A 16651-nucleotide genomic window follows, 5' to 3' on the forward strand; every position below is an offset into this window, starting at 1 on the left:
CCCGTCAGTCCTCCCCTGGCTGATGGGGTTTCTTTTTGCGCGGAACAAGCTGCGCGATTCGCGTGGATAATGATCCATCCCGCTCCGCTCCCCGGCCTCCGATGATCATCGACTCGCTGCTCGATACCGACCTGTACAAGTTCTCGATGATGCAGGTGGTGCTGCACCAGTATCCGGCTGCCCAGGTCGAGTACCGTTTCAAGTGCCGCACGCCGGGCATCGACCTGGTGCCGTACATCGAGGAGATCCGCGCCGAGCTGAAGGCGTTGTGCCGGCTGCGTTTCGCGCCGGACGAGCTCGACTACCTGCGCACGTGGCGCTTCATCAAGAGCGATTTCGTGGATTTCCTGGGGCTGTTCCAGCTCAACGAGAAGTACGTGGCGATCGCGCCGGTCGCCGCGGCCAACGGCGAGATCGAGATCCGCATCCGCGGGCCGTGGCTGCACACCATCCTGTTCGAGGTGCCGTTGCTGGCGATCGTCAACGAGGTGTACTTCCGCAACACCAGCGGCGGCCTCGATCTGGCCGAGGGGCGCCAGCGGCTGCAGGCGAAGATCGCCCTGCTGCGCGACACGCCGGACTACGCCGGCTGCAGGATCGCCGACTACGGCACACGCCGGCGCTATTCGCGGCTGTGGCAGGAAAAGGTGGTGACCGCACTGCGCGAAGGGCTGGGTGAACAGCTGGCCGGCACCAGCAACGTGTGGCTGGCGCGCAAGCTCGACCTGACCCCGCTGGGCACGCTGGCGCACGAATACCTGCAGGCGCACCAGGCGCTGGGTCCGCGCCTGCGCGATTCGCAGGTGGCGGCACTGGAGGCGTGGGCGAAGGAGTATCGCGGCGACCTCGGCATCGCGCTGTCGGACGTGTACGGGCTCGACGCGTTCCTGCGCGATTTCGACATGTACTTCTGCAAGCTGTTCGACGGCACCCGCCATGACTCCGGCGATCCGTTCGCCTGGGGCGAGCGGGTGCTGGCGCACTACCGCGAGAACCGGGTCGATCCGCGCAGCAAGGTGCTGGTGTTCAGCGACGGGCTGGACATTCCGCGGGTGATGCAGCTGTACGCGCATTTCCGCAGCCGCTGCCAGCTCGCCTTCGGCGTGGGCACCAACCTCACCAACGACGTGGGTCCCGAACCGCTCAACATCGTGATCAAGATGATCCGCTGCAACGGCCAGCCGGTGGCCAAGCTGAGCGACTCGCCGGGCAAGAACATGTGCGAGGACGAGGCCTACGTGGCGTATCTGCGCCAGGTGTTCGAGATCCCCGCAACGCAGGGGTGACTGTATAGCGGCAGCCTTTGGCTCCTCCCCCTGCAGGCAGGGGGAGGTTGGGTGGGGGTTGCTCGGGCTGGCGGGGAAGAGCAGATCAAGAGCGAACCCCTCCCCAGCCCTCCCCTGCAAGCAGGGGAGGGAGCGCAGCGCGTCGTCAGAACGCGGGCAGCACGGCGCCGTGGTATTTCTGCTCGATGAACGCCTTGATCTGCGGACTGTTCAGCACCCGGGCCAGCTTCTGCACGCGCGGGTCGTCCTGGTTGTCGGGGCGGCCGACCAGGTAGTTCACGTAGGGCGAGTCCTTGCCCTCGATCAGCAGCGCGTCCTTGGTGGGATTCAGTCCGGCGGCCAGCGCGTAGTTGGTGTTGATCAGCGCCAGGTCGACCTCGTCCAGCGTGCGCGGCAGCATCGCCGCTTCCAGCTCGCGGAACTTCAGGTGTTTCGGATTCGCGGTGACGTCCTTCAGCGTGGCCATCTCGTCGGTCGGATCCTTCAGCGTGATCAGGCCGTGTTTCGCCAGCAGCAACAGCGCGCGGCCGCTGTTGCTGGGATCGTTCGGCAGCGTCACGCTGGCGCCGTCGGGCAGCTGGTCGATGCTCTTGAACTTGCGCGAATACGCACCGAACGGCTCGATGTGCACGCCGGTGACGATGGTGAGCCGGGTGCCGCGTTCGCGGTTGAACGCGTCCAGGTAGGGCTTGGTCTGGAAGTAGTTCAGGTCGATGTTCTTTTCGGCTACCTGGGTGTTCGGCTGCACGTAGTCGGCGAACACCTTGACCTGCAGCTCCACGCCTTCCTTCGCCAGCAGCGGCTTGGCCTGCTTGAGGATTTCCGCGTGCGGCACCGCGGTAGCGGCCACGGTGAGGACGTTGCCGCCCTGCTTGCCGGAGCCGGAGCAGCCGGCCAGCAACAGCAAGGTCAGGGCGAGGGAGGCAAACAGCAGTTTCATGGCGGACTCGGTTGTGCGGCGCACAATGATAAGCCGTCTATACTGCCAAATACAAACATGGGGCAAACATGACTTTCGGAGTCGTCACGACTTCGGCGCGGCATAGCCGGCCAGCAGGAGCAGGGCCAGGATGGCGGCGACGGCGGCGAGCAGCAATCTCATGGCGGTGATTCTCATGGGCGGTCAACGAAACTAGGCCGCCTGTGCCGCCAGACGCAAATAACCAGATCAGCGTTGCTTATAACGCGTGACGATGTAGTCGCCGATCATCTGCAACAGCTGCACCAGCACGATCAGCAGCAGCACGGTGACCAGCATGTAGTCGGACTTGTAGCTGAGGTAGCCGTAGCGGTAGGCCAGGTCGCCGAGGCCGCCTGAGCCGATCGCGCCGCCCATCGCGGTATAGCCGACCAGGGCGATCGCGGTGACCGTGATGCCGGCGAACAGGCCGCCACGCGCTTCGGGCAGCAAGACGTGGCGCACGATCTGCCACAGGCTGGCACCCATCGCCTGGCTGGCCTCGATCACGCCCTGCTGTACCTCGCGCAGCGCGGTCTCCACCAGCCGCGCGAAGAACGGCGCCGCACCGATCACCAGCGGCGGGATCGCGCCGCGGATGCCAAGCTTGGTGCCGACCAGGGCATAGGTGACCGGCATCAGCACGATCATCAGGATGATGAACGGCACTGAGCGCAGGATGTTCACCAGCAGCGAGGCGATCGCATAGAGCTTCGGCATCGGCCGCAGCTGGCCCTTGCCGGTGAGGTACAGCAGCACGCCCAGCGGCAGGCCGATCAGCACGGTGAGCGCCAGCGAGCCGCCCAGCATCAGCAGGGTGTCGATGCAGGCGCGGCCGATCTCGCCCCAGTCGTCGATGTTCGGAAAGAGTTTCGGCAGCGGGTTCATCGGTGCAACTCCTCGATCTCGATGCCAGCCTCGCGCAGCGCGGCCAGCGCGGCGTCCACCCGTTCGCCCTGCATCGCCAGGGTGAGCTGGCCATAGGGCAGGTCCTTGATGCGGTCGATGCGGCCGGCGAGGAGGTTGAATTCCACGCCGGTCTCGCGCGCCACGCGGCCCAGGGCCGGCGTCAGCGTGGCTTCGCCGCGGAAGCTCAGTCGCAGGAGGCGCCCGGGCACGCGGGCGAACGGCGCCAGCTCGCTGGCCGCCTCCTCGGGCAGCGCCTCGTTGACGAAGCGCTTGGTGGTGGGATGCTGCGGATGCAGGAACACGTCGGCGACCGCGCCGCACTCCACGATCGCGCCGGCGTCGAGCACCGCCACGCGATCGCACACGCGGCGCACCACGTCCATCTCGTGGGTGATCAACACAATGGTGAGTTTCAGCTCGCGGTTGATCTCGGCCAGCAGCTCCAGCACCGAGGCGGTGGTTTGCGGGTCGAGCGCGCTGGTGGCCTCGTCGCACAGCAGGATGGATGGCCGGTTGGCCAGCGCACGCGCGATGCCGACGCGCTGCTTCTGCCCGCCGGAAAGCTGCGTCGGGTACTTGTCGGCATGCGCGGTCAGACCCACTCGCGCCAGCAGCTCGTCGACGCGTGCGCGCAATGCACGGGCATCGCGTTCGCCGGCCAGTCGCAGCGGAAATGCCACGTTGTCCGCCACCGTCTGCGAGGCGAGCAGGTTGAAGTGCTGGAAGATCATGCCGATCCGGCGCCGCTGCGCGCGCAACGCCGGTTCGGCCAGCGCGGTCATCTCGGTGTCGCCCACGAAGACGCGCCCGCCGCTGGGCCGTTCGAGCAGGTTGATCAGCCGTATAAGCGTCGATTTGCCGGCGCCGGACAGACCGATGATGCCGAACACCTCGCCGTCCATGATGTCGAGGTTGAACGGCTGCAGCGCGGGAATGTCCTTGCCGTCGACGCGGTAGGACTTGTGGACATCGACGAAGCGGATCACGACGGAGCCTGGCTTGCGGGTGGTGGGCCATTCTATGCCACGGACATCACGGTCGATGGCGTATGCTGCTGGATTGATCCATCAAGACGGAGTCCGTCCATGTCCAGCGTCTACGATTTCACCGTTCGCGATATCGATGGCAAGCCCCGCTCGCTCGCCGAATGGCGCGGCAAGACCCTGCTGATCGTCAACGTCGCTTCCAAATGCGGTTTCACCCCGCAGTATCAGGGGCTGGAGACGCTGTGGCAGGACCAGCGCGACCTGGGTCTGGTGGTGCTCGGTTTCCCGTGCGACCAGTTCGGCCACCAGGAGCCCGGCGACGAGACCGAGATCAAGACCTTCTGCAGCACCCAGTACGACGTGACCTTCCCGATGTTCGCCAAGCTCGAGGTCAACGGCGAGCACGCCGACCCGCTGTACAAGTGGCTGAAGAGCGAGGGCAAGGGCATTCTCGGCAGCGAGTCGATCAAGTGGAACTTCACCAAGTTCCTGGTCGATGCGGACGGCCAGGTGGTGAAACGCTATGCCTCCACCGACACGCCGGAGAAGATCGGCAAGGATACGCGGACCCGGCTCGCCGGCTGATCGGGTTCCCTTCGAATTCCCGCGCCGGTTCGCCGGTGCCAACGCTGGCGCATTCCCGTGGCCTGCAGGCGGTTCTTCGCGATTCTGGTAACCTGCGCGGTTCGTGTCGGCACCTGGCCGGCGGACTTGAACCTATTCGCGAGAACCTCATGCAGATTGCCCAGAACGCCGTTGCCGCCTTCCATTACACGCTGACCGACGACGAGGGCCAGGTCATCGACAGCTCCGAAGGCCGCGAGCCGCTGACCTACCTGCATGGCAGCGGGCAAATCGTGCCGGGCCTGGAGAAGCAGATGGAAGGCCGCGCGGTCGGCGACAGGTTCACCGCCGACGTGGCCGCCGAGGAAGGCTACGGCGTGCGCCACGAGGAGCTGATGCAGGAGGTGCCGCGCGCGGCGTTCCAGGGCGTCGAGGACATCCAGCCCGGCATGCAGTTCCAGGGCCACGGCCCGGAAGGCCAGATCAACGTCACCGTGACCAAGGTCGAGAACGACGTGGTCTTCATCGACGCCAACCACCCGCTGGCCGGCAAGACCCTGCATTTCGCCATCGAGGTGACCGACGTGCGTGGCGCCACCGCGGAAGAGCTGGCGCACGGCCACGTGCACGGCGCCGGCGGGCATCACCACTGATCGATCGCCGGCGCGGCCAGGCCGCGATCCGCGGATGCGTGAAGGCCCGGCGCTGGCGCCGGGCCTTCGTCGTTTGCGGCCCGACCTAGTACCAGTCGAGCAGCGACACGCCCAGCCCCAGGTAGGTGGCGTTGTGGTTGTAGTCGATCAGGCTTTCGCCGTAGCCCTTGAACACCTCCATGTAGCCGCGCAGGTTGCCGGCCACCGGGAAACTCCAGCTGAAGCGCGCCGAGCCGTGGCTGCGGCTGCCGCCGCGCAGGGAATGGCGCAGCGCCATGCCGAATTCCTGGCCGCGCCATTCGTGCACGACCTGCATTTCGGCGCGTCCCATGTAGTTGCCGATGTCGGGGTTGTTGTCGTCGCGGCGTGCTTCCGGCACGCGCCACCACGGGCGCAGCATCACGGTCCAGCCGTCGCGTTCGAAGCCGACGTTGGCGATCACCCGGTTCCAGCTGCGCGACAGCGGGTTGCCGCGGCCGTTGGACTGGTGGTTGAAGCCGATGCCCAGCAGCCGGCCCTCCCAGCCCAGTACCTGGTAGTGGGTGTCGAACACCAGCATCGCCTCGGGCTCGTAGTTGGTCTCGCGGAACGGGCGCGACTGCTTCGAGTTGTAGACCTGCCAGCGCGAGGACTGGGTGTAGCCCACCCACAGGTCGCCGGCGTCGCCGAACACGCCCTGCCACAGCTTGGTCTTCAGGCTGAGCTGGAATTTCGCTTCCGCGTTGTCCAACTGTTCTCCCGGACCTGGCACGGTGTTGTCCGGGTTCGGGCTGTGCGGCCGGTTGTTCTGGTTGCTGGTGGCGAACACGGGCAGCACGAACACCGGCTTGTAGCCGCGGATGTTGTAGGTGCCGAGCTTGCTTTCCGGCGACAGCTCCCAGCGGCTGTCGAGCAGCGACAGCGGCGTGGCCACCTCGCTGTTGGGTTCCGCGCCGGCACTGGGCGTCTTCCGGCGGTCGCGGCCGAAGATGTTCGGCGTCGTGGTCGTCTCGTCCACCCGCTTCTGCGCGATCGGCAGGTTGACCCGGCCGGTCGCATGGTCGTAGCAGGCCAGCCGCTGGGCGTCGCTCTCGATGGCAGTGCAGGCGCGGATGTCGGTGGGGTCCGGATTCTGCGCGTGCGCGGCGGAGGCCAGGGTAACGGCGAACAAGGCCAGGAGGGCGGCCGCAGTCAATCGCTTCATGAAGAAAAGTTTCTGGCAGGGCGGCGGACCAGTCTAGCGGAGCGGCCATGGGCGACGCTGACCGGCGCGTGAAAACGCCGGCCGCGCGCGCGGCCGGCATCTGCGGCGTGCGGACTTATTTGCCTGCGGTCCAGCGCGCGTACTCGCTCTTGCTGATCCGGCCGTCACGGTTGTGATCGGCATAGAGGAAGTCGTTGGCGAGCAGTGGATAGGCCGAAGCCTGCTCCTCGCTGATGTATTTCCCGCCGCCGGACAACTGCTCGAAGGCGGGCGCCGGACCGCTCGGCGGAGGCGGCGGCATGCTCGAGTGCACCACCAGTTCGCCGGCCGGCGTGTTCAGGGTGGCGGTCGCCGCCGCCGTGCCAACTGGTGCCGGTGCCGTATCCATCGGCGCCTGCGGTGGCGTCTGCGGCGCGGTGTTCTGCGCGATCAGGGGACCGCCGCACAGCAGGCCGACGGTGGCGAAGACGATCAACAGTGATTTGCGCGGTTTCATTATCGGTACTCCATGCCAGAATGATCGGAGGAGGCTGTGCGGGCATGCGCGATCGATCGGGCGGAATGCCGTTTGGCCGAACTCGCGTTTCACGCTAGCAGGGGCTTTGTATATGCCGGCTCAATATCTGTGTCATGAGGTCGTGAAGGTGCGCCGCCATTGGGTGTCCCTTCAGGTGATGGCCGCGTGCTGAGCCTGGCCCAGGCGCGGGCGCTGCAACTGGCCGCGCAGGGTTTGCTGCAGCCGCCGCGGCGACGGCCCCGGCGCGACGACGTGGTGGCGGCGATCGGGCGCATGTGCCTGCTGCAGATCGACACCATCCACGTGGTGGCGCGCAGCCCCTACCTGGTGCTGCACTCGCGCCTGGGCAACTACCCCACGGCGTGGCTGGACGAGGCGCTGGCGCAGGGGCGGCTGGCCGAGTGCTGGGCGCACGAGGCGTGCTTCGTCGGCGCCGCCGACGTCGCCTGGCACCGTGGCGGCCACGATCACCGCACGCATCATTGGGCGCATCGCCATGCGGCGCGCATGTACCGCGAGCAACGTACCGAGATGGATGCGCTGCTGCAGTCGATCCGCGCCTCCGGCCCGGTGCGGTCGGCCGATTTCGCGCGCACGGACGTCGCCGGCAAGCCGGGCTGGTGGGAGTGGAAACCGGAGAAGCGCTGGCTGGAGGCATGGTTCGCGCTGGGCGAGCTGATGGTGGCGCGACGGGACAACTTCCAGCGCGTCTACGACCTGGCCGAAAACGTAATGGCCCGGCTCGACCCGCCGTTCGATCCCGCCTTCGCGCCGTCGGTGGCGGAGCAGCGCGAGCGCTTCATCCTCGACAGCGTGCGTGCGCTGGGGGTGACCCCGGCGGCGTGGATCGCCGACTACTTCCGCCTGAAGCCGAAGGTCGGCGATCGCGAACTGGCGCCGCTGGTGGCCAGCGGCGAACTGCTGACGGTGCCGGTGGCGGGCTGGAACGTGCCGGGCTATGTGCACCGCGACCATGCCGACGCGCTGGACCAGGCGCTGGCCGGACGCCTGCGCGCCACCCGTACCGCGCTGCTGTCGCCGTTCGACCCGCTGGTGTGGGATCGCGCTCGCGCCCTGGCGATGTTCGATTTCGAATACACCATCGAGTGCTACACGCCGGCGCCGAAACGCCGCTACGGCTACTACGTGCTGCCGATCCTGCATCGCGGCCGGCTGGTCGGCCGGCTGGATGCGAAGGCTCACCGCGGCAGCGGCGTGTTCGAGGTCAAGGCGCTGTTCCTGGAACCCGCGGTGTCGCCGGAGCCGACGCTGGCGCACGCGGTAGCCGGGGCGATCGCCGAGACCGCCCGCTGGCACGGCACCCCAGAGATCCAGCTGGGGCGCACCCGGCCGGCGGGACTCGCGCGGTTGTTGCGCGCCGCCTGGCGGGGCACCGGCTAGCCCCGCTCCTTCAGGCCCGGGCGGCCTACGGCGTGCTGCCGGCGGGGGCCGGGTTCGCCGCGCACGGCTTGCCGTGCAGGGCCTGCCGCAACTGGCTGGCGAGCGAGTTGCAGCGTGCCGCCAGTTGCGGCCGGATCTCCGGGTTCTTCGCGTCGCGCAACAGGCCGGCGCGCATCGCCTCGTAGCGGGATGGCAGCTGGCTCGGCGGGAAGATCTCCGCCGCGCGGTGGCAGGCCATGTAGCTGGCCAAGTAGTCGTCGCAGGCGGTGATGCCGGTGTTCTCCGACAGGTCGGGCTCGGCGGCGGGCCTGCGCGGGGCGGTCGCGGCATGTTCCCGGTGGGAGGCGCCGACAGCCTTCGTGGCGGCGGGTGCCGTCGCCGCGGTGGAACGGGTCGTTGTCTGGGTGCTGCGGGGATGCTGCGCGCAAGCAACCAGCAGCAGGCCTCCGAGCACGCTGGTCAGGGCAAGGCGGGACAGGGCAGGCATCATCGTTCTCCTCGGGGTGGCGACCGTGCCGGCCCTCGGGGTACCGGTACGGATACGGGGAATCGCCGCCACTAGAGCGCGACGAAGGTCAAGGGAATCTGAATTTGCCGCCGGCGCGACCGGAAACGGTGCATTCGTTCCATTCCGTTCAGCCCCGTTGTGCCGTTATGATCCGCCCACTGTGTTTGCCGGGGTCAGCAGAGTTTGTGGCCCGATGCAGCCGATCTGCGATCTGCCTCATCGTTCACCCCTGGGTTGTTTCCTTGCACACCAGTCAAGCCGGCCGGTTGCCGCATGGCGCCGCGTCTATAAACCTGTGGAGTGATTAACATGTCTGATCGTCAGATCGGTACCGTCAAGTGGTTCAATGATGCCAAGGGCTTCGGTTTCATTGCCCGTGACAACGGCCCGGACGTTTTCGTGCATTTCCGCGCCATTACCGGCGGCGGCTTCAAGAGCCTGCAGGAAGGCCAGCAGGTCTCGTTCAAGGTGGTGCAGGGCCAGAAGGGCTTGCAGGCCGAGGAAGTCACCCCGGCCTGAGTGCCGTCCCGTGTAGGGAAAACCGGGCAGCGATGCCCGGTTTTTTCCTGCCTGGATAATGTCCCTGGCAGCCCGCTTGACAAATCACTCACCGGTTGAAAATCCGTTATGCTTGGGCCACTGCGTCTGCTTGGCTACGTGAGTGCCCGGTAGGGATTTCCTGAATCCGACTGTTGCACCGGACCCTGCATGCTCAGTAAACCGTCGGCCCGTTGGGGCCGGTTTGTCTCAGCGTCTGGATAGGATCGGAGTGAGTCATGTCGGATCGTGAAGTAGGTACCGTCAAGTGGTTCAACGACGCCAAGGGTTTCGGTTTCATCAGCCGTGAAAATGGCCCTGACGTATTCGTGCATTTCCGCGCCATCACCGGCTCGGGTTTCAAGAGCTTGCAGGAAGGCCAGAAGGTGAGCTTCAAGGTCGTCGACGGCCAGAAGGGCTTGCAGGCCGAAGACGTCACCCCGGTCTGATCGTGGTGGCGGCATTCGTTTGAAGAGGCCGGCGCAAGCCGGCCTCTTTTTTTGTGGTGATGGCGGCAATTCGCTAGCCTGTGCGGATGTCCGACCGATCCATCGAGAGCACCCTCGCCGCGGCCGAGCCGCTGGTGGTTCCGGTAACCGCAGCCGACGGCGCGCGTTACGAATGGCTGGCCGTGCTTCCTGCCGGCAGCTGGCGGCACCTGCTGTACTGGATTCCGGCGATGGGCATCCCGGCTCGGCATTACCTGCCGCTGGCCCAGGCGCTGGCAGCGCGGGGCATCGCGGTGGTGCTGCACGAATGGCGCGGCATCGGTTCCAGCGATCGGCGCGCCGGCCGCGGCAGCAATTGGGGTTATCGCCAGTTGTTGCAGGACGACCTGCCCGCGGGCCTGGCCGCCGTGCGCCGGCGCTGGCCGCAGGCGAGCTGCCTGCTCGGTGGGCACAGCCTCGGCGGTCAGCTCGGCCTGCTCTACGCCAGCCTCCATCCAGGCGACTTCACCGGCCTGCTGCTGGTGGCCAGCGGCTCGCCGTACTGGCGATGCTTCCGGCGTGGCTGGCTGATCGGCGTGGCTTACGTGCTGGCACCCTTGCTGGCCAGGCTGGTGGGTTACCTGCCCGGGCGGCGGATCGGTTTTGGCGGCAACGAGGCGCGCGGGGTGATCGCCGATTGGGCACGCAGCGGGCGCACTGGCCGTTACGCGGCGGCCGGGATGGCGCAGGATTTCGAGCGCCGGCTGGCCGCGCTGCCACTGTCGCTGCTGGCGCTGCGCCTGCAGGAGGACTGGCTGGGGCCGCCGGCGTCGCTGGACTGGCTGCTGGGCAAGCTGGGACCGGGCGAACGCCGGGTGGAGGCGATCGCGCGGGAAGACCTGGGCGGCTTGCCGGCCGACCATTTCGGCTGGATGAAGACACCCGCGCCGATCGCCGCGCGCGTCGCCGACTGGCTGGCTGGGCCGGACGCAGCGTTCGCCGGGCGCGACGGCGCAGCGGGTTGATTCGCCGGGAGTCTGCCTGCATGTCGAGAGGCCCGATCTGCCGGATGCCCGCATGAAACTGTTCGATCCGTTCACCCAGCGCAGCCTGACCCTGCGCAACCGCCTGGTGGTCTCGCCGATGTGCGAATACTCGGCCGTCGACGGCGTGCCGAACGACTGGCACCTGGTGCACCTGGGCAGCCGCGCGGTGGGCGGCGCGGGGGCGGTGATCGCCGAGGCCACCGCGGTTTCTGCCAAAGGCCGCATCTCGCCGCAGGACACCGGCCTGTGGAACCAGGCCCAGGTGGAGGCGTGGCAGCCGATCGCCCGCTTCATCAAGGCGCATGGTGCGATCGCCGGCGTGCAACTGGCGCACGCCGGGCGCAAGGCGAGCACGCTGCGGCCGTGGGAAGGGCATGGCCCGGTGCCGGCCGGGCAGGGCGACTGGCGCATCGTGGCGCCGTCGGCACTGCCGTTCGACGATGGCTGGCAGGTGCCGCAAGCGCTGGACGAGGCGGGCATCCAGGCGGTGATCGCGGATTTCCGCGAGGCCACCCGGCGTGCGTTGGCGGCCGGCTTCAACCTGGTCGAGGTGCATGCGGCGCATGGCTACCTGCTGCACCAGTTCCTGTCGCCGCTGAGCAACCGGCGCGAGGACCGCTACGGCGGCAGCTTCGAGAACCGCACCCGGCTGGTGCGCGAGGTGATCGTCGCCGTGCGCGAGGTGTGGCCGGCCGAACTGCCGCTGTGGCTGCGCCTCTCGGCCACCGACTGGATGGACGAAGGCGGCTGGGATATCGGGCAGAGCGTCGAACTGGCGCGCCAGCTGAAGCCGCTGGGCGTGGACCTGATCGACGTCTCCAGCGGCGGCCTGCTGCCACACGCAAAGATCCCGCTGGGGCCGGGCTACCAGGTGCCGTTCGCGGCGCAGGTGCGGCGCGAGGCCGGTGTCGCCACCGGCGCGGTGGGCCTGATCACCGGCGCGGAGCAGGCCGCGCAGATCGTCGCCAACGGCCAGGCCGACGTGGTGCTGATCGCGCGCGAGAGCCTGCGCGATCCATATTTCCCGCGCCGTGCGGCGCAGCGGCTGGGTGCGAAGATCGACGCCCCGGCGCAATATCAGCGGGCCTGGTAAATCGTCGAGGAGAACATGATGGACGCCGTGCCGACCCTGGTTGAAGGTACCCGCCTGCACGATCTCGGCGACGGCTTCGTGGTGCGCCGCATGCTGCCGGTGCTGCTGGCGCGGCACGTCGGCCCGTTCGTGTTCTACGACCACATGGGGCCGGCCACGTTCGCCGCCGGCAACGGCATGGACGTGCGGCCGCATCCGCACATCGGCCTGGCCACGGTGACCTGGCTGTTCGATGGGGTGATCCGCCACCGCGACAGCCTCGGCAGCCTGGCCGACATCCGCCCCGGCGAGGTGAACTGGATGACCGCCGGCCACGGCATCGCCCACTCCGAGCGCACGCCGCCGGAGGCGCGCCAGGGGGGGCAGATGCTGCACGGCATCCAGGTTTGGGTGGCCTTGCCGCAGGCCGATGCCGAGGTGGCGCCGGAATTCCACCATCACGACCGCGACGCGCTGCCGCGGATTCGCCAGCCCGGCGTCGAAGCCGTGCTGATCGCGGGAACGGCCTATGGCGAGCGTTCGCCGGTCAAGGTGTTCGCGCCGATGTTCTTCCTCGAAGTGCGGCTGGAGGCGGGCGCCGAACTGGCGCTGCCCGCCGAGCATGCCGAGCGCGGCGTGCATGTGGTCGAGGGTGCGGTGCGCTGGGGCGAACTGGCGTTCGGCGCGCAGCAGATGGCGGTGCAGGCCGGCGCGTCGGCGCCCACGCTGCGTGCGCACGAGGCCAGCCGGCTGATGCTGTTCGGCGGCGCGCCGCTGGATGGCGAACGGCACCTGTGGTGGAACTTCGTGGCCAGCACGCGCGAGCGCATCGAGCAGGCCAAGGCCGACTGGCGCGAAGGCCGCTTCCCGAAAGTGCCCGGCGACGACAAGGAATTCATCCCGTTGCCGGACTAGCCGGCGCGGATTGTCTTGCTTCGTGGGGCGGGCACTGCCCGCCGCTCTTGCGCTTCATCAACATGCAAAACCCGGCGAGCAGTACCCGCCCTACAGAGCGCGCGGCATGTCTGCGTGGCAGAATCGGACCATCCCCTCGCGGAGCAGGAACATGTCCGGCTACAGCAGCTTTGCCGAGTTCTATCCGTTCTACCTCAGCGAGCACGGCAACCGCGGCTGCCGCCGGATGCATTTCATCGGCAGCACGCTGGTGATCGTTGTGGTCGTGCTGGCCCTGGCGAGCGGTCAGCTGCGCTGGCTGTGGCTGGCGCCGGTGGTCGGCTACGGCTTCGCCTGGATCGGCCACTTCGGCTTCGAGAAGAACCGCCCGGCTACGTTCAAGCACCCGTTGTACAGCCTGATGGGCGACTGGGTGATGTACGGCCAGATGCTGCGTGGCAAGATCCGCTTCTGACAGATTTTCTCCCTCCCCTGCTGGCAGGGGAGGGCCGGGGTGGGGTCGCTCTTCCCCTCAGCGGTACTGCTGGTGGCAGCTCTGGCAGGTCTCGCCGACCGGCTTGATCGCGGCCGCCACCGCTGCGCAGCTCGCCGGCGCGGCCTGCACGGCCTGGTGCAGGCGTTCCTGCAGCTGGGCGGCGTCGTCGGTGAAGGCCTTTTCGTCGATGCCGAACACCGGCGTGATGTCGCTGGCGGTGGACTCCAGGCGGGCCAGGTGATGTTGCACCTTCACCGGGTCGCACTGCTTCGCCTTGATCGCGTTCTTCAGTTCGCCCACGTGGTAACCCATCGTCTCCATCACCGCCTTCGGCATCGGGTTGCGCGCAGCCAGCGCGTTCATCACGTTGGCTGTGCCGATCACGCCGATCACCAGGCCAAGCAGGATCATCAGGGCTGCGCGCATCGCTACGATTCCTCAGGTGGGGAAACCCGCAGGATAGCGCGCGCCGCCGCGCGGCATCCATGCGGGCAGGATAAAATGGTGCCTTTGCAACAGGATTCCCCGGTGACCCACGCAGACACGACCATGCAGCCGCCCGGCGCGACGTTCCCGGCCGAACGCTTCGCCGGCGTCGAGCGGCTGTACGGCAGCGGCAGCGTGGCCACGCTGGCAGGCAAGCACGTGTGCGTGATCGGCATTGGCGGCGTCGGTTCGTGGGCGGCCGAGGCGCTGGCGCGCAGCGGCGTGGGCCGGCTCACCCTGATCGACGCGGACGAGGTCTGCGTGTCCAACACCAACCGCCAGCTGCACGCGCTGGACGGCGAGTTCGGCAAGTCGAAGGTGGGCGTGATGGCGGCGCGCGCGCACGCGATCAACCCGACCATCCGGCTGGAGGCGATCGAGCGCTTCCTCACCCCGTCCACGCTGGACGAACTGCTCGACCGCGGCTACGACGTGGTGCTGGACGCCTGCGACGCGTTCCGCGTGAAGCTCGAAACCATCGCCTGGTGCCGCCGGCGCAAGCTGCCGATCGTCAGCGTGGGTTCGGCTGGCGGTCGTACCGACCCCACCCAGATCCGCGTGCGCGACCTGTCGCGCACCGAGCACGACGCGATGTTCAGCCTGATCCGCAAGAAGCTCCGCGCCGATTTCAACTTTCCGCGCAACCCGGATCGCTACTTCGGCGTGTCGGCCGTCTATTCGCTGCAGAACGTGCAGTACCCGCAGCCCGACGGCAGTGTCTGCGGCACCCGCCCGCCCGGCGGCGACGCGCTGAACCTGGCCTGCGGTGGCGGACTGGGCGCGGCCACCCACATCACCGGGGCATTCGCTTTCGCGGCGGTGGGCAAGGTGCTGGAGAAGCTGCTGGGGTGAGTGGACACGGGCGCGAGCGCGCCCGTGCTTGCGTGTCGAGACGACCGGGGTCGGGTCAAGCCTGCCGTGCGGTTCTCGCGCCCGGGCGACGAACGGTTACGGATGGACGGGCTTGTCGTTCGCCGGTGGGTTGTTATCCGGGGTCTTGTCCGCAGCTTCCCTGGCCTCGCTGGCTGGGATCGGCATCAGGGCACCCACCGAGGTGGTGCCGGCTGGATCCGTCTTGAATTTCGGGTCGTAGGGGTTGTCGCTTTCGCGGAACTGCTGATAGGCCACCACGCCATGCATGTCATGTCCGCTGGTGATCTCGAAGCCCGTGGTGTCCGTATGCAAGGGCGCGCCCGTCATGCTCTTGCCCGTCCTGGGCGATGAGGGGCCGCCTCTCGATCCGACCTTCAGCGGCCCGGTGCTGCCGCCGGTGCGCGAGCCGGTCATTCCTGCGCGCACCTGGGCCCAGCGCATCTTGGCTCGATGCAGGGCGGTGGCGTCGCCGTAGGTAGGCTTGAGCTCGTTCCACAGGGCGTCGACCCGGGCGAATTCGGCTTTGCTCAGCGGCGTGATCATCAGGTCGCGCGCCGCGACGTATTGAGGTGTGCTGCGCTCGGCCGCCAGCACCATCCAGGCGGCGCCCAGTGGCCGATCCACCGGCACACCCTGGCCGCGGTAGTACATCACTCCGAGATTGTATTCGGCCGGCTTGTAAGCCCAGGACGCTGCAACCTTGTACATGTCGATCGCGTGGCGGTAGTTCTTTTGCTCGTAGGCGCGGGCGGCGAGCCTGAAAAAATACACCCCCGGTCTGGCGTCGCTCTCGGGGCTGGTGAAATCCTCGTTCGGCGAGGCGCCGAAGCTCGGGTCACTGTCGTACGAGGGCGCGTTGGTGGAAGGCGGGTAGGCAGGGGAAGCGGCAGTGCTGCCGGTGGCCGCCGCGCCGCTTTGCCCCCTGCACGGCAGCGCCACGGCGAGGGCCAGGCCAGCAAGCATCCATACGCAGGTGCCGGAAACACGTTCCATGACCATGAGCGATCTCCCTTCACCAGGTGGGTGGCAATGGGATATACGCCCGGGGCGGTCGGTGATGCAAGTGCGCGCCAGGTCATGCCGACGCGCCATCCGTTCGCTTGGCGCTGCCTCACCAGCCCATGTAATGCCCGCCGTTGATCGCTAGGTTGGCGCCGGTGATCCAGGCGGCCTGGTCGCCCGTGAAGAAGGCCACCGCGTGGGCGATCTCCTCCGGCTTGCCGAGGCGGCCGACCGGGATCTGCGCCACGATCTTTTCGCGCACTTCCTCGGGCACCGCCATCACCATGTCGGTGCCGACGTAGCCGGGCGAAACGGTGTTGACGGTGATGCCGAACTTCGCGTTCTCCTGCGCCAGCGAGATGGTGAAGCCATGCATGCCGGCCTTCGCTGCGGCGTAGTTGGCCTGGCCGTACTGGCCTTTCTGGCCGTTGATCGAGCTGATCTGCACGATGCGGCCCCACTTGCGCGCGCGCATGCCCTCGATCACCGGGCGGGTGACGTTGAAGCAGGCGTTCAAGTTGGTGTTGATCACGTCCATCCACTGCTCGTAGGTCATCTTGTGGAAGGTGGTGTCGCGGGTGATGCCGGCGTTGTTGACCAGGATGTCGACCGGTCCGTATCTGGCCTCGATCACGCGGACCATCGTTGCGCAGGCATCCGGGTCGCAGACATCGCCCTGCACCATGCACACGTCGATGCCTTCGGCCGCCATCGCCTTGCGCCAGGCTTCGGCCTTGTCCGGGTTGCGATAGTTGGTGGCCACCCGATGCCCCTGTCCGGCAAGGTAGCGAACGATCGCGCTGCCGATGCCGCCGGTGCCGCCTGTGACCAATGCCGTGCGCTGCGTCATGT

20 protein-coding genes are annotated in these 16651 nt (G+C 67.7%); 11 read left to right on the plus strand and 9 right to left on the minus strand.

The annotated features are described in order from the left end of the window. The first annotated feature begins 101 nt into the window (after positions 1-101). Entirely contained in the window at positions 102-1286 is a 1185-nt protein-coding gene (gene pncB / locus RHOOR92_RS0109115; RefSeq protein ID WP_007507903.1) for a nicotinate phosphoribosyltransferase, read from the plus strand. 145 nt (positions 1287-1431) lie between these two features. Here the strand turns inward: pncB and RHOOR92_RS0109120 are convergent, their stop codons facing one another. The 3 genes from RHOOR92_RS0109120 to RHOOR92_RS0109135 form a co-directional block, all read right to left on the minus strand. Beyond that, entirely contained in the window at positions 1432-2226 is a 795-nt protein-coding gene (locus RHOOR92_RS0109120) for a MetQ/NlpA family ABC transporter substrate-binding protein (protein WP_015448262.1), read from the minus strand. A gap of 228 nt (positions 2227-2454) precedes the next feature. Beyond that, positions 2455-3132 carry a methionine ABC transporter permease gene (locus RHOOR92_RS0109130; protein ID WP_015448261.1) on the minus strand — a complete coding sequence of 226 codons (678 nt, stop codon included), beginning with the start codon at positions 3130-3132 and terminating at the stop codon, positions 2455-2457. Beyond that, the gene (locus RHOOR92_RS0109135; RefSeq protein WP_015448260.1) at positions 3129-4139 is read right to left on the minus strand and encodes a methionine ABC transporter ATP-binding protein; all 1011 of its coding nucleotides are present in this window, start codon (positions 4137-4139) and stop codon (positions 3129-3131) included. The genes RHOOR92_RS0109130 and RHOOR92_RS0109135 overlap by 4 nt, the downstream gene beginning before the upstream one ends. Before the next feature lie 99 nt (positions 4140-4238). Here RHOOR92_RS0109135 and RHOOR92_RS0109140 point away from each other — a divergent pair, with 99 nt between their 5' ends. Together RHOOR92_RS0109140 and RHOOR92_RS0109145 are read left to right on the plus strand one after the other, a co-directional pair. Continuing rightward, positions 4239-4724, plus strand: a complete 486-nt coding sequence (locus tag RHOOR92_RS0109140) for a glutathione peroxidase (RefSeq protein WP_015448259.1) — start codon at positions 4239-4241, stop codon at positions 4722-4724. A gap of 149 nt (positions 4725-4873) precedes the next feature. Beyond that, on the plus strand, positions 4874-5356 hold the full coding sequence (locus RHOOR92_RS0109145; protein WP_007507912.1) for a peptidylprolyl isomerase: 483 nt from the start codon (positions 4874-4876) through the stop codon (positions 5354-5356). Between the two features lie 85 nt (positions 5357-5441). Here the strand turns inward: RHOOR92_RS0109145 and RHOOR92_RS0109150 are convergent, their stop codons facing one another. Both RHOOR92_RS0109150 and RHOOR92_RS0109155 read right to left on the minus strand, forming a co-directional pair. Continuing rightward, positions 5442-6539 (minus strand): phospholipase A, encoded by a 1098-nt coding sequence (locus RHOOR92_RS0109150; RefSeq protein ID WP_027490108.1) that lies wholly within the window; start codon positions 6537-6539, stop codon positions 5442-5444. 115 nt (positions 6540-6654) lie between these two features. Then, positions 6655-7035, minus strand: coding sequence for a hypothetical protein (locus tag RHOOR92_RS0109155; RefSeq protein ID WP_027490109.1), 381 nt, complete (start codon positions 7033-7035; stop codon positions 6655-6657). 186 nt (positions 7036-7221) lie between these two features. Here RHOOR92_RS0109155 and RHOOR92_RS0109160 point away from each other — a divergent pair, with 186 nt between their 5' ends. After that, positions 7222-8457 carry a crosslink repair DNA glycosylase YcaQ family protein gene (locus RHOOR92_RS0109160; RefSeq protein WP_027490110.1) on the plus strand — a complete coding sequence of 412 codons (1236 nt, stop codon included), beginning with the start codon at positions 7222-7224 and terminating at the stop codon, positions 8455-8457. A 25-nt stretch (positions 8458-8482) separates the two neighbouring features. Here RHOOR92_RS0109160 and RHOOR92_RS0109165 read toward each other — a convergent pair whose 3' ends face one another. Continuing rightward, complete coding sequence (locus tag RHOOR92_RS0109165) at positions 8483-8947, minus strand: hypothetical protein (RefSeq protein WP_231378358.1); 465 nt, start codon at positions 8945-8947, stop codon at positions 8483-8485. A gap of 327 nt (positions 8948-9274) precedes the next feature. Between RHOOR92_RS0109165 and RHOOR92_RS0109170 the strand changes: the two genes are divergently transcribed. The 6 genes from RHOOR92_RS0109170 (at position 9275) to RHOOR92_RS0109195 (ending at position 13417) form a co-directional block, all read left to right on the plus strand. Continuing rightward, entirely contained in the window at positions 9275-9484 is a 210-nt protein-coding gene (locus RHOOR92_RS0109170) for a cold-shock protein (RefSeq protein ID WP_007507922.1), read from the plus strand. A 257-nt stretch (positions 9485-9741) separates the two neighbouring features. Further along, positions 9742-9951 (plus strand): cold-shock protein, encoded by a 210-nt coding sequence (locus RHOOR92_RS0109175; protein ID WP_007507924.1) that lies wholly within the window; start codon positions 9742-9744, stop codon positions 9949-9951. Between the two features lie 86 nt (positions 9952-10037). After that, positions 10038-10955 (plus strand): alpha/beta fold hydrolase, encoded by a 918-nt coding sequence (locus RHOOR92_RS0109180; protein ID WP_027490111.1) that lies wholly within the window; start codon positions 10038-10040, stop codon positions 10953-10955. 52 nt (positions 10956-11007) lie between these two features. Further along, positions 11008-12069, plus strand: coding sequence for an NADH:flavin oxidoreductase/NADH oxidase (locus RHOOR92_RS0109185; protein ID WP_027490112.1), 1062 nt, complete (start codon positions 11008-11010; stop codon positions 12067-12069). Positions 12070-12087: 18 nt separating this feature from the next. Beyond that, the gene (locus tag RHOOR92_RS0109190; protein ID WP_027484724.1) at positions 12088-12963 is read left to right on the plus strand and encodes a pirin family protein; all 876 of its coding nucleotides are present in this window, start codon (positions 12088-12090) and stop codon (positions 12961-12963) included. A gap of 151 nt (positions 12964-13114) precedes the next feature. Further along, a complete protein-coding gene (locus RHOOR92_RS0109195; protein ID WP_027484723.1) occupies positions 13115-13417 on the plus strand; it encodes a DUF962 domain-containing protein in 303 nt (100 codons plus the stop codon). Positions 13418-13474: 57 nt separating this feature from the next. On the opposite strand, the gene RHOOR92_RS0109200 is transcribed toward RHOOR92_RS0109195, so the two are convergent. Further along, positions 13475-13864 (minus strand): cytochrome c, encoded by a 390-nt coding sequence (locus RHOOR92_RS0109200; protein ID WP_027484722.1) that lies wholly within the window; start codon positions 13862-13864, stop codon positions 13475-13477. Positions 13865-13987: 123 nt separating this feature from the next. Between RHOOR92_RS0109200 and RHOOR92_RS0109205 the strand changes: the two genes are divergently transcribed. Next, a complete protein-coding gene (locus tag RHOOR92_RS0109205) occupies positions 13988-14776 on the plus strand; it encodes a tRNA threonylcarbamoyladenosine dehydratase (protein WP_037115194.1) in 789 nt (262 codons plus the stop codon). 96 nt (positions 14777-14872) lie between these two features. Here the strand turns inward: RHOOR92_RS0109205 and RHOOR92_RS0109210 are convergent, their stop codons facing one another. Continuing rightward, complete coding sequence (locus RHOOR92_RS0109210) at positions 14873-15796, minus strand: sel1 repeat family protein (RefSeq protein ID WP_015448250.1); 924 nt, start codon at positions 15794-15796, stop codon at positions 14873-14875. A 112-nt stretch (positions 15797-15908) separates the two neighbouring features. Continuing rightward, complete coding sequence (locus RHOOR92_RS0109215) at positions 15909-16649, minus strand: beta-ketoacyl-ACP reductase (protein WP_027484721.1); 741 nt, start codon at positions 16647-16649, stop codon at positions 15909-15911. Positions 16650-16651 lie beyond the last annotated feature (2 nt).

Source organism: Rhodanobacter sp. OR92 (assembly GCF_000427545.1).
Taxonomy (GTDB): Bacteria; Pseudomonadota; Gammaproteobacteria; order Xanthomonadales; family Rhodanobacteraceae; genus Rhodanobacter; species Rhodanobacter denitrificans.

Excerpts from the sequence above, each read along its gene's own strand:
- pncB (WP_007507903.1), top strand. The coding sequence starts at position 102 with ATGATCATCGACTCGCTGCTCGATACCGACCTGTACAAGTTCTCGATG.
- RHOOR92_RS0109120 (WP_015448262.1), bottom strand. The coding sequence starts at position 2,226 with ATGAAACTGCTGTTTGCCTCCCTCGCCCTGACCTTGCTGTTGCTGGCC.
- RHOOR92_RS0109130 (WP_015448261.1), bottom strand. The coding sequence starts at position 3,132 with ATGAACCCGCTGCCGAAACTCTTTCCGAACATCGACGACTGGGGCGAG.
- RHOOR92_RS0109140 (WP_015448259.1), top strand. The coding sequence starts at position 4,239 with ATGTCCAGCGTCTACGATTTCACCGTTCGCGATATCGATGGCAAGCCC.
- RHOOR92_RS0109145 (WP_007507912.1), top strand. The coding sequence starts at position 4,874 with ATGCAGATTGCCCAGAACGCCGTTGCCGCCTTCCATTACACGCTGACC.
- RHOOR92_RS0109150 (WP_027490108.1), bottom strand. The coding sequence starts at position 6,539 with ATGAAGCGATTGACTGCGGCCGCCCTCCTGGCCTTGTTCGCCGTTACC.
- RHOOR92_RS0109155 (WP_027490109.1), bottom strand. The coding sequence starts at position 7,035 with ATGAAACCGCGCAAATCACTGTTGATCGTCTTCGCCACCGTCGGCCTG.
- RHOOR92_RS0109165 (WP_231378358.1), bottom strand. The coding sequence starts at position 8,947 with ATGATGCCTGCCCTGTCCCGCCTTGCCCTGACCAGCGTGCTCGGAGGC.
- RHOOR92_RS0109170 (WP_007507922.1), top strand. The coding sequence starts at position 9,275 with ATGTCTGATCGTCAGATCGGTACCGTCAAGTGGTTCAATGATGCCAAG.
- RHOOR92_RS0109175 (WP_007507924.1), top strand. The coding sequence starts at position 9,742 with ATGTCGGATCGTGAAGTAGGTACCGTCAAGTGGTTCAACGACGCCAAG.
- RHOOR92_RS0109180 (WP_027490111.1), top strand. The coding sequence starts at position 10,038 with ATGTCCGACCGATCCATCGAGAGCACCCTCGCCGCGGCCGAGCCGCTG.
- RHOOR92_RS0109185 (WP_027490112.1), top strand. The coding sequence starts at position 11,008 with ATGAAACTGTTCGATCCGTTCACCCAGCGCAGCCTGACCCTGCGCAAC.
- RHOOR92_RS0109190 (WP_027484724.1), top strand. The coding sequence starts at position 12,088 with ATGGACGCCGTGCCGACCCTGGTTGAAGGTACCCGCCTGCACGATCTC.
- RHOOR92_RS0109195 (WP_027484723.1), top strand. The coding sequence starts at position 13,115 with ATGTCCGGCTACAGCAGCTTTGCCGAGTTCTATCCGTTCTACCTCAGC.
- RHOOR92_RS0109200 (WP_027484722.1), bottom strand. The coding sequence starts at position 13,864 with ATGCGCGCAGCCCTGATGATCCTGCTTGGCCTGGTGATCGGCGTGATC.
- RHOOR92_RS0109205 (WP_037115194.1), top strand. The coding sequence starts at position 13,988 with ATGCAGCCGCCCGGCGCGACGTTCCCGGCCGAACGCTTCGCCGGCGTC.
- RHOOR92_RS0109210 (WP_015448250.1), bottom strand. The coding sequence starts at position 15,796 with ATGGTCATGGAACGTGTTTCCGGCACCTGCGTATGGATGCTTGCTGGC.
- RHOOR92_RS0109215 (WP_027484721.1), bottom strand. The coding sequence starts at position 16,649 with ATGACGCAGCGCACGGCATTGGTCACAGGCGGCACCGGCGGCATCGGC.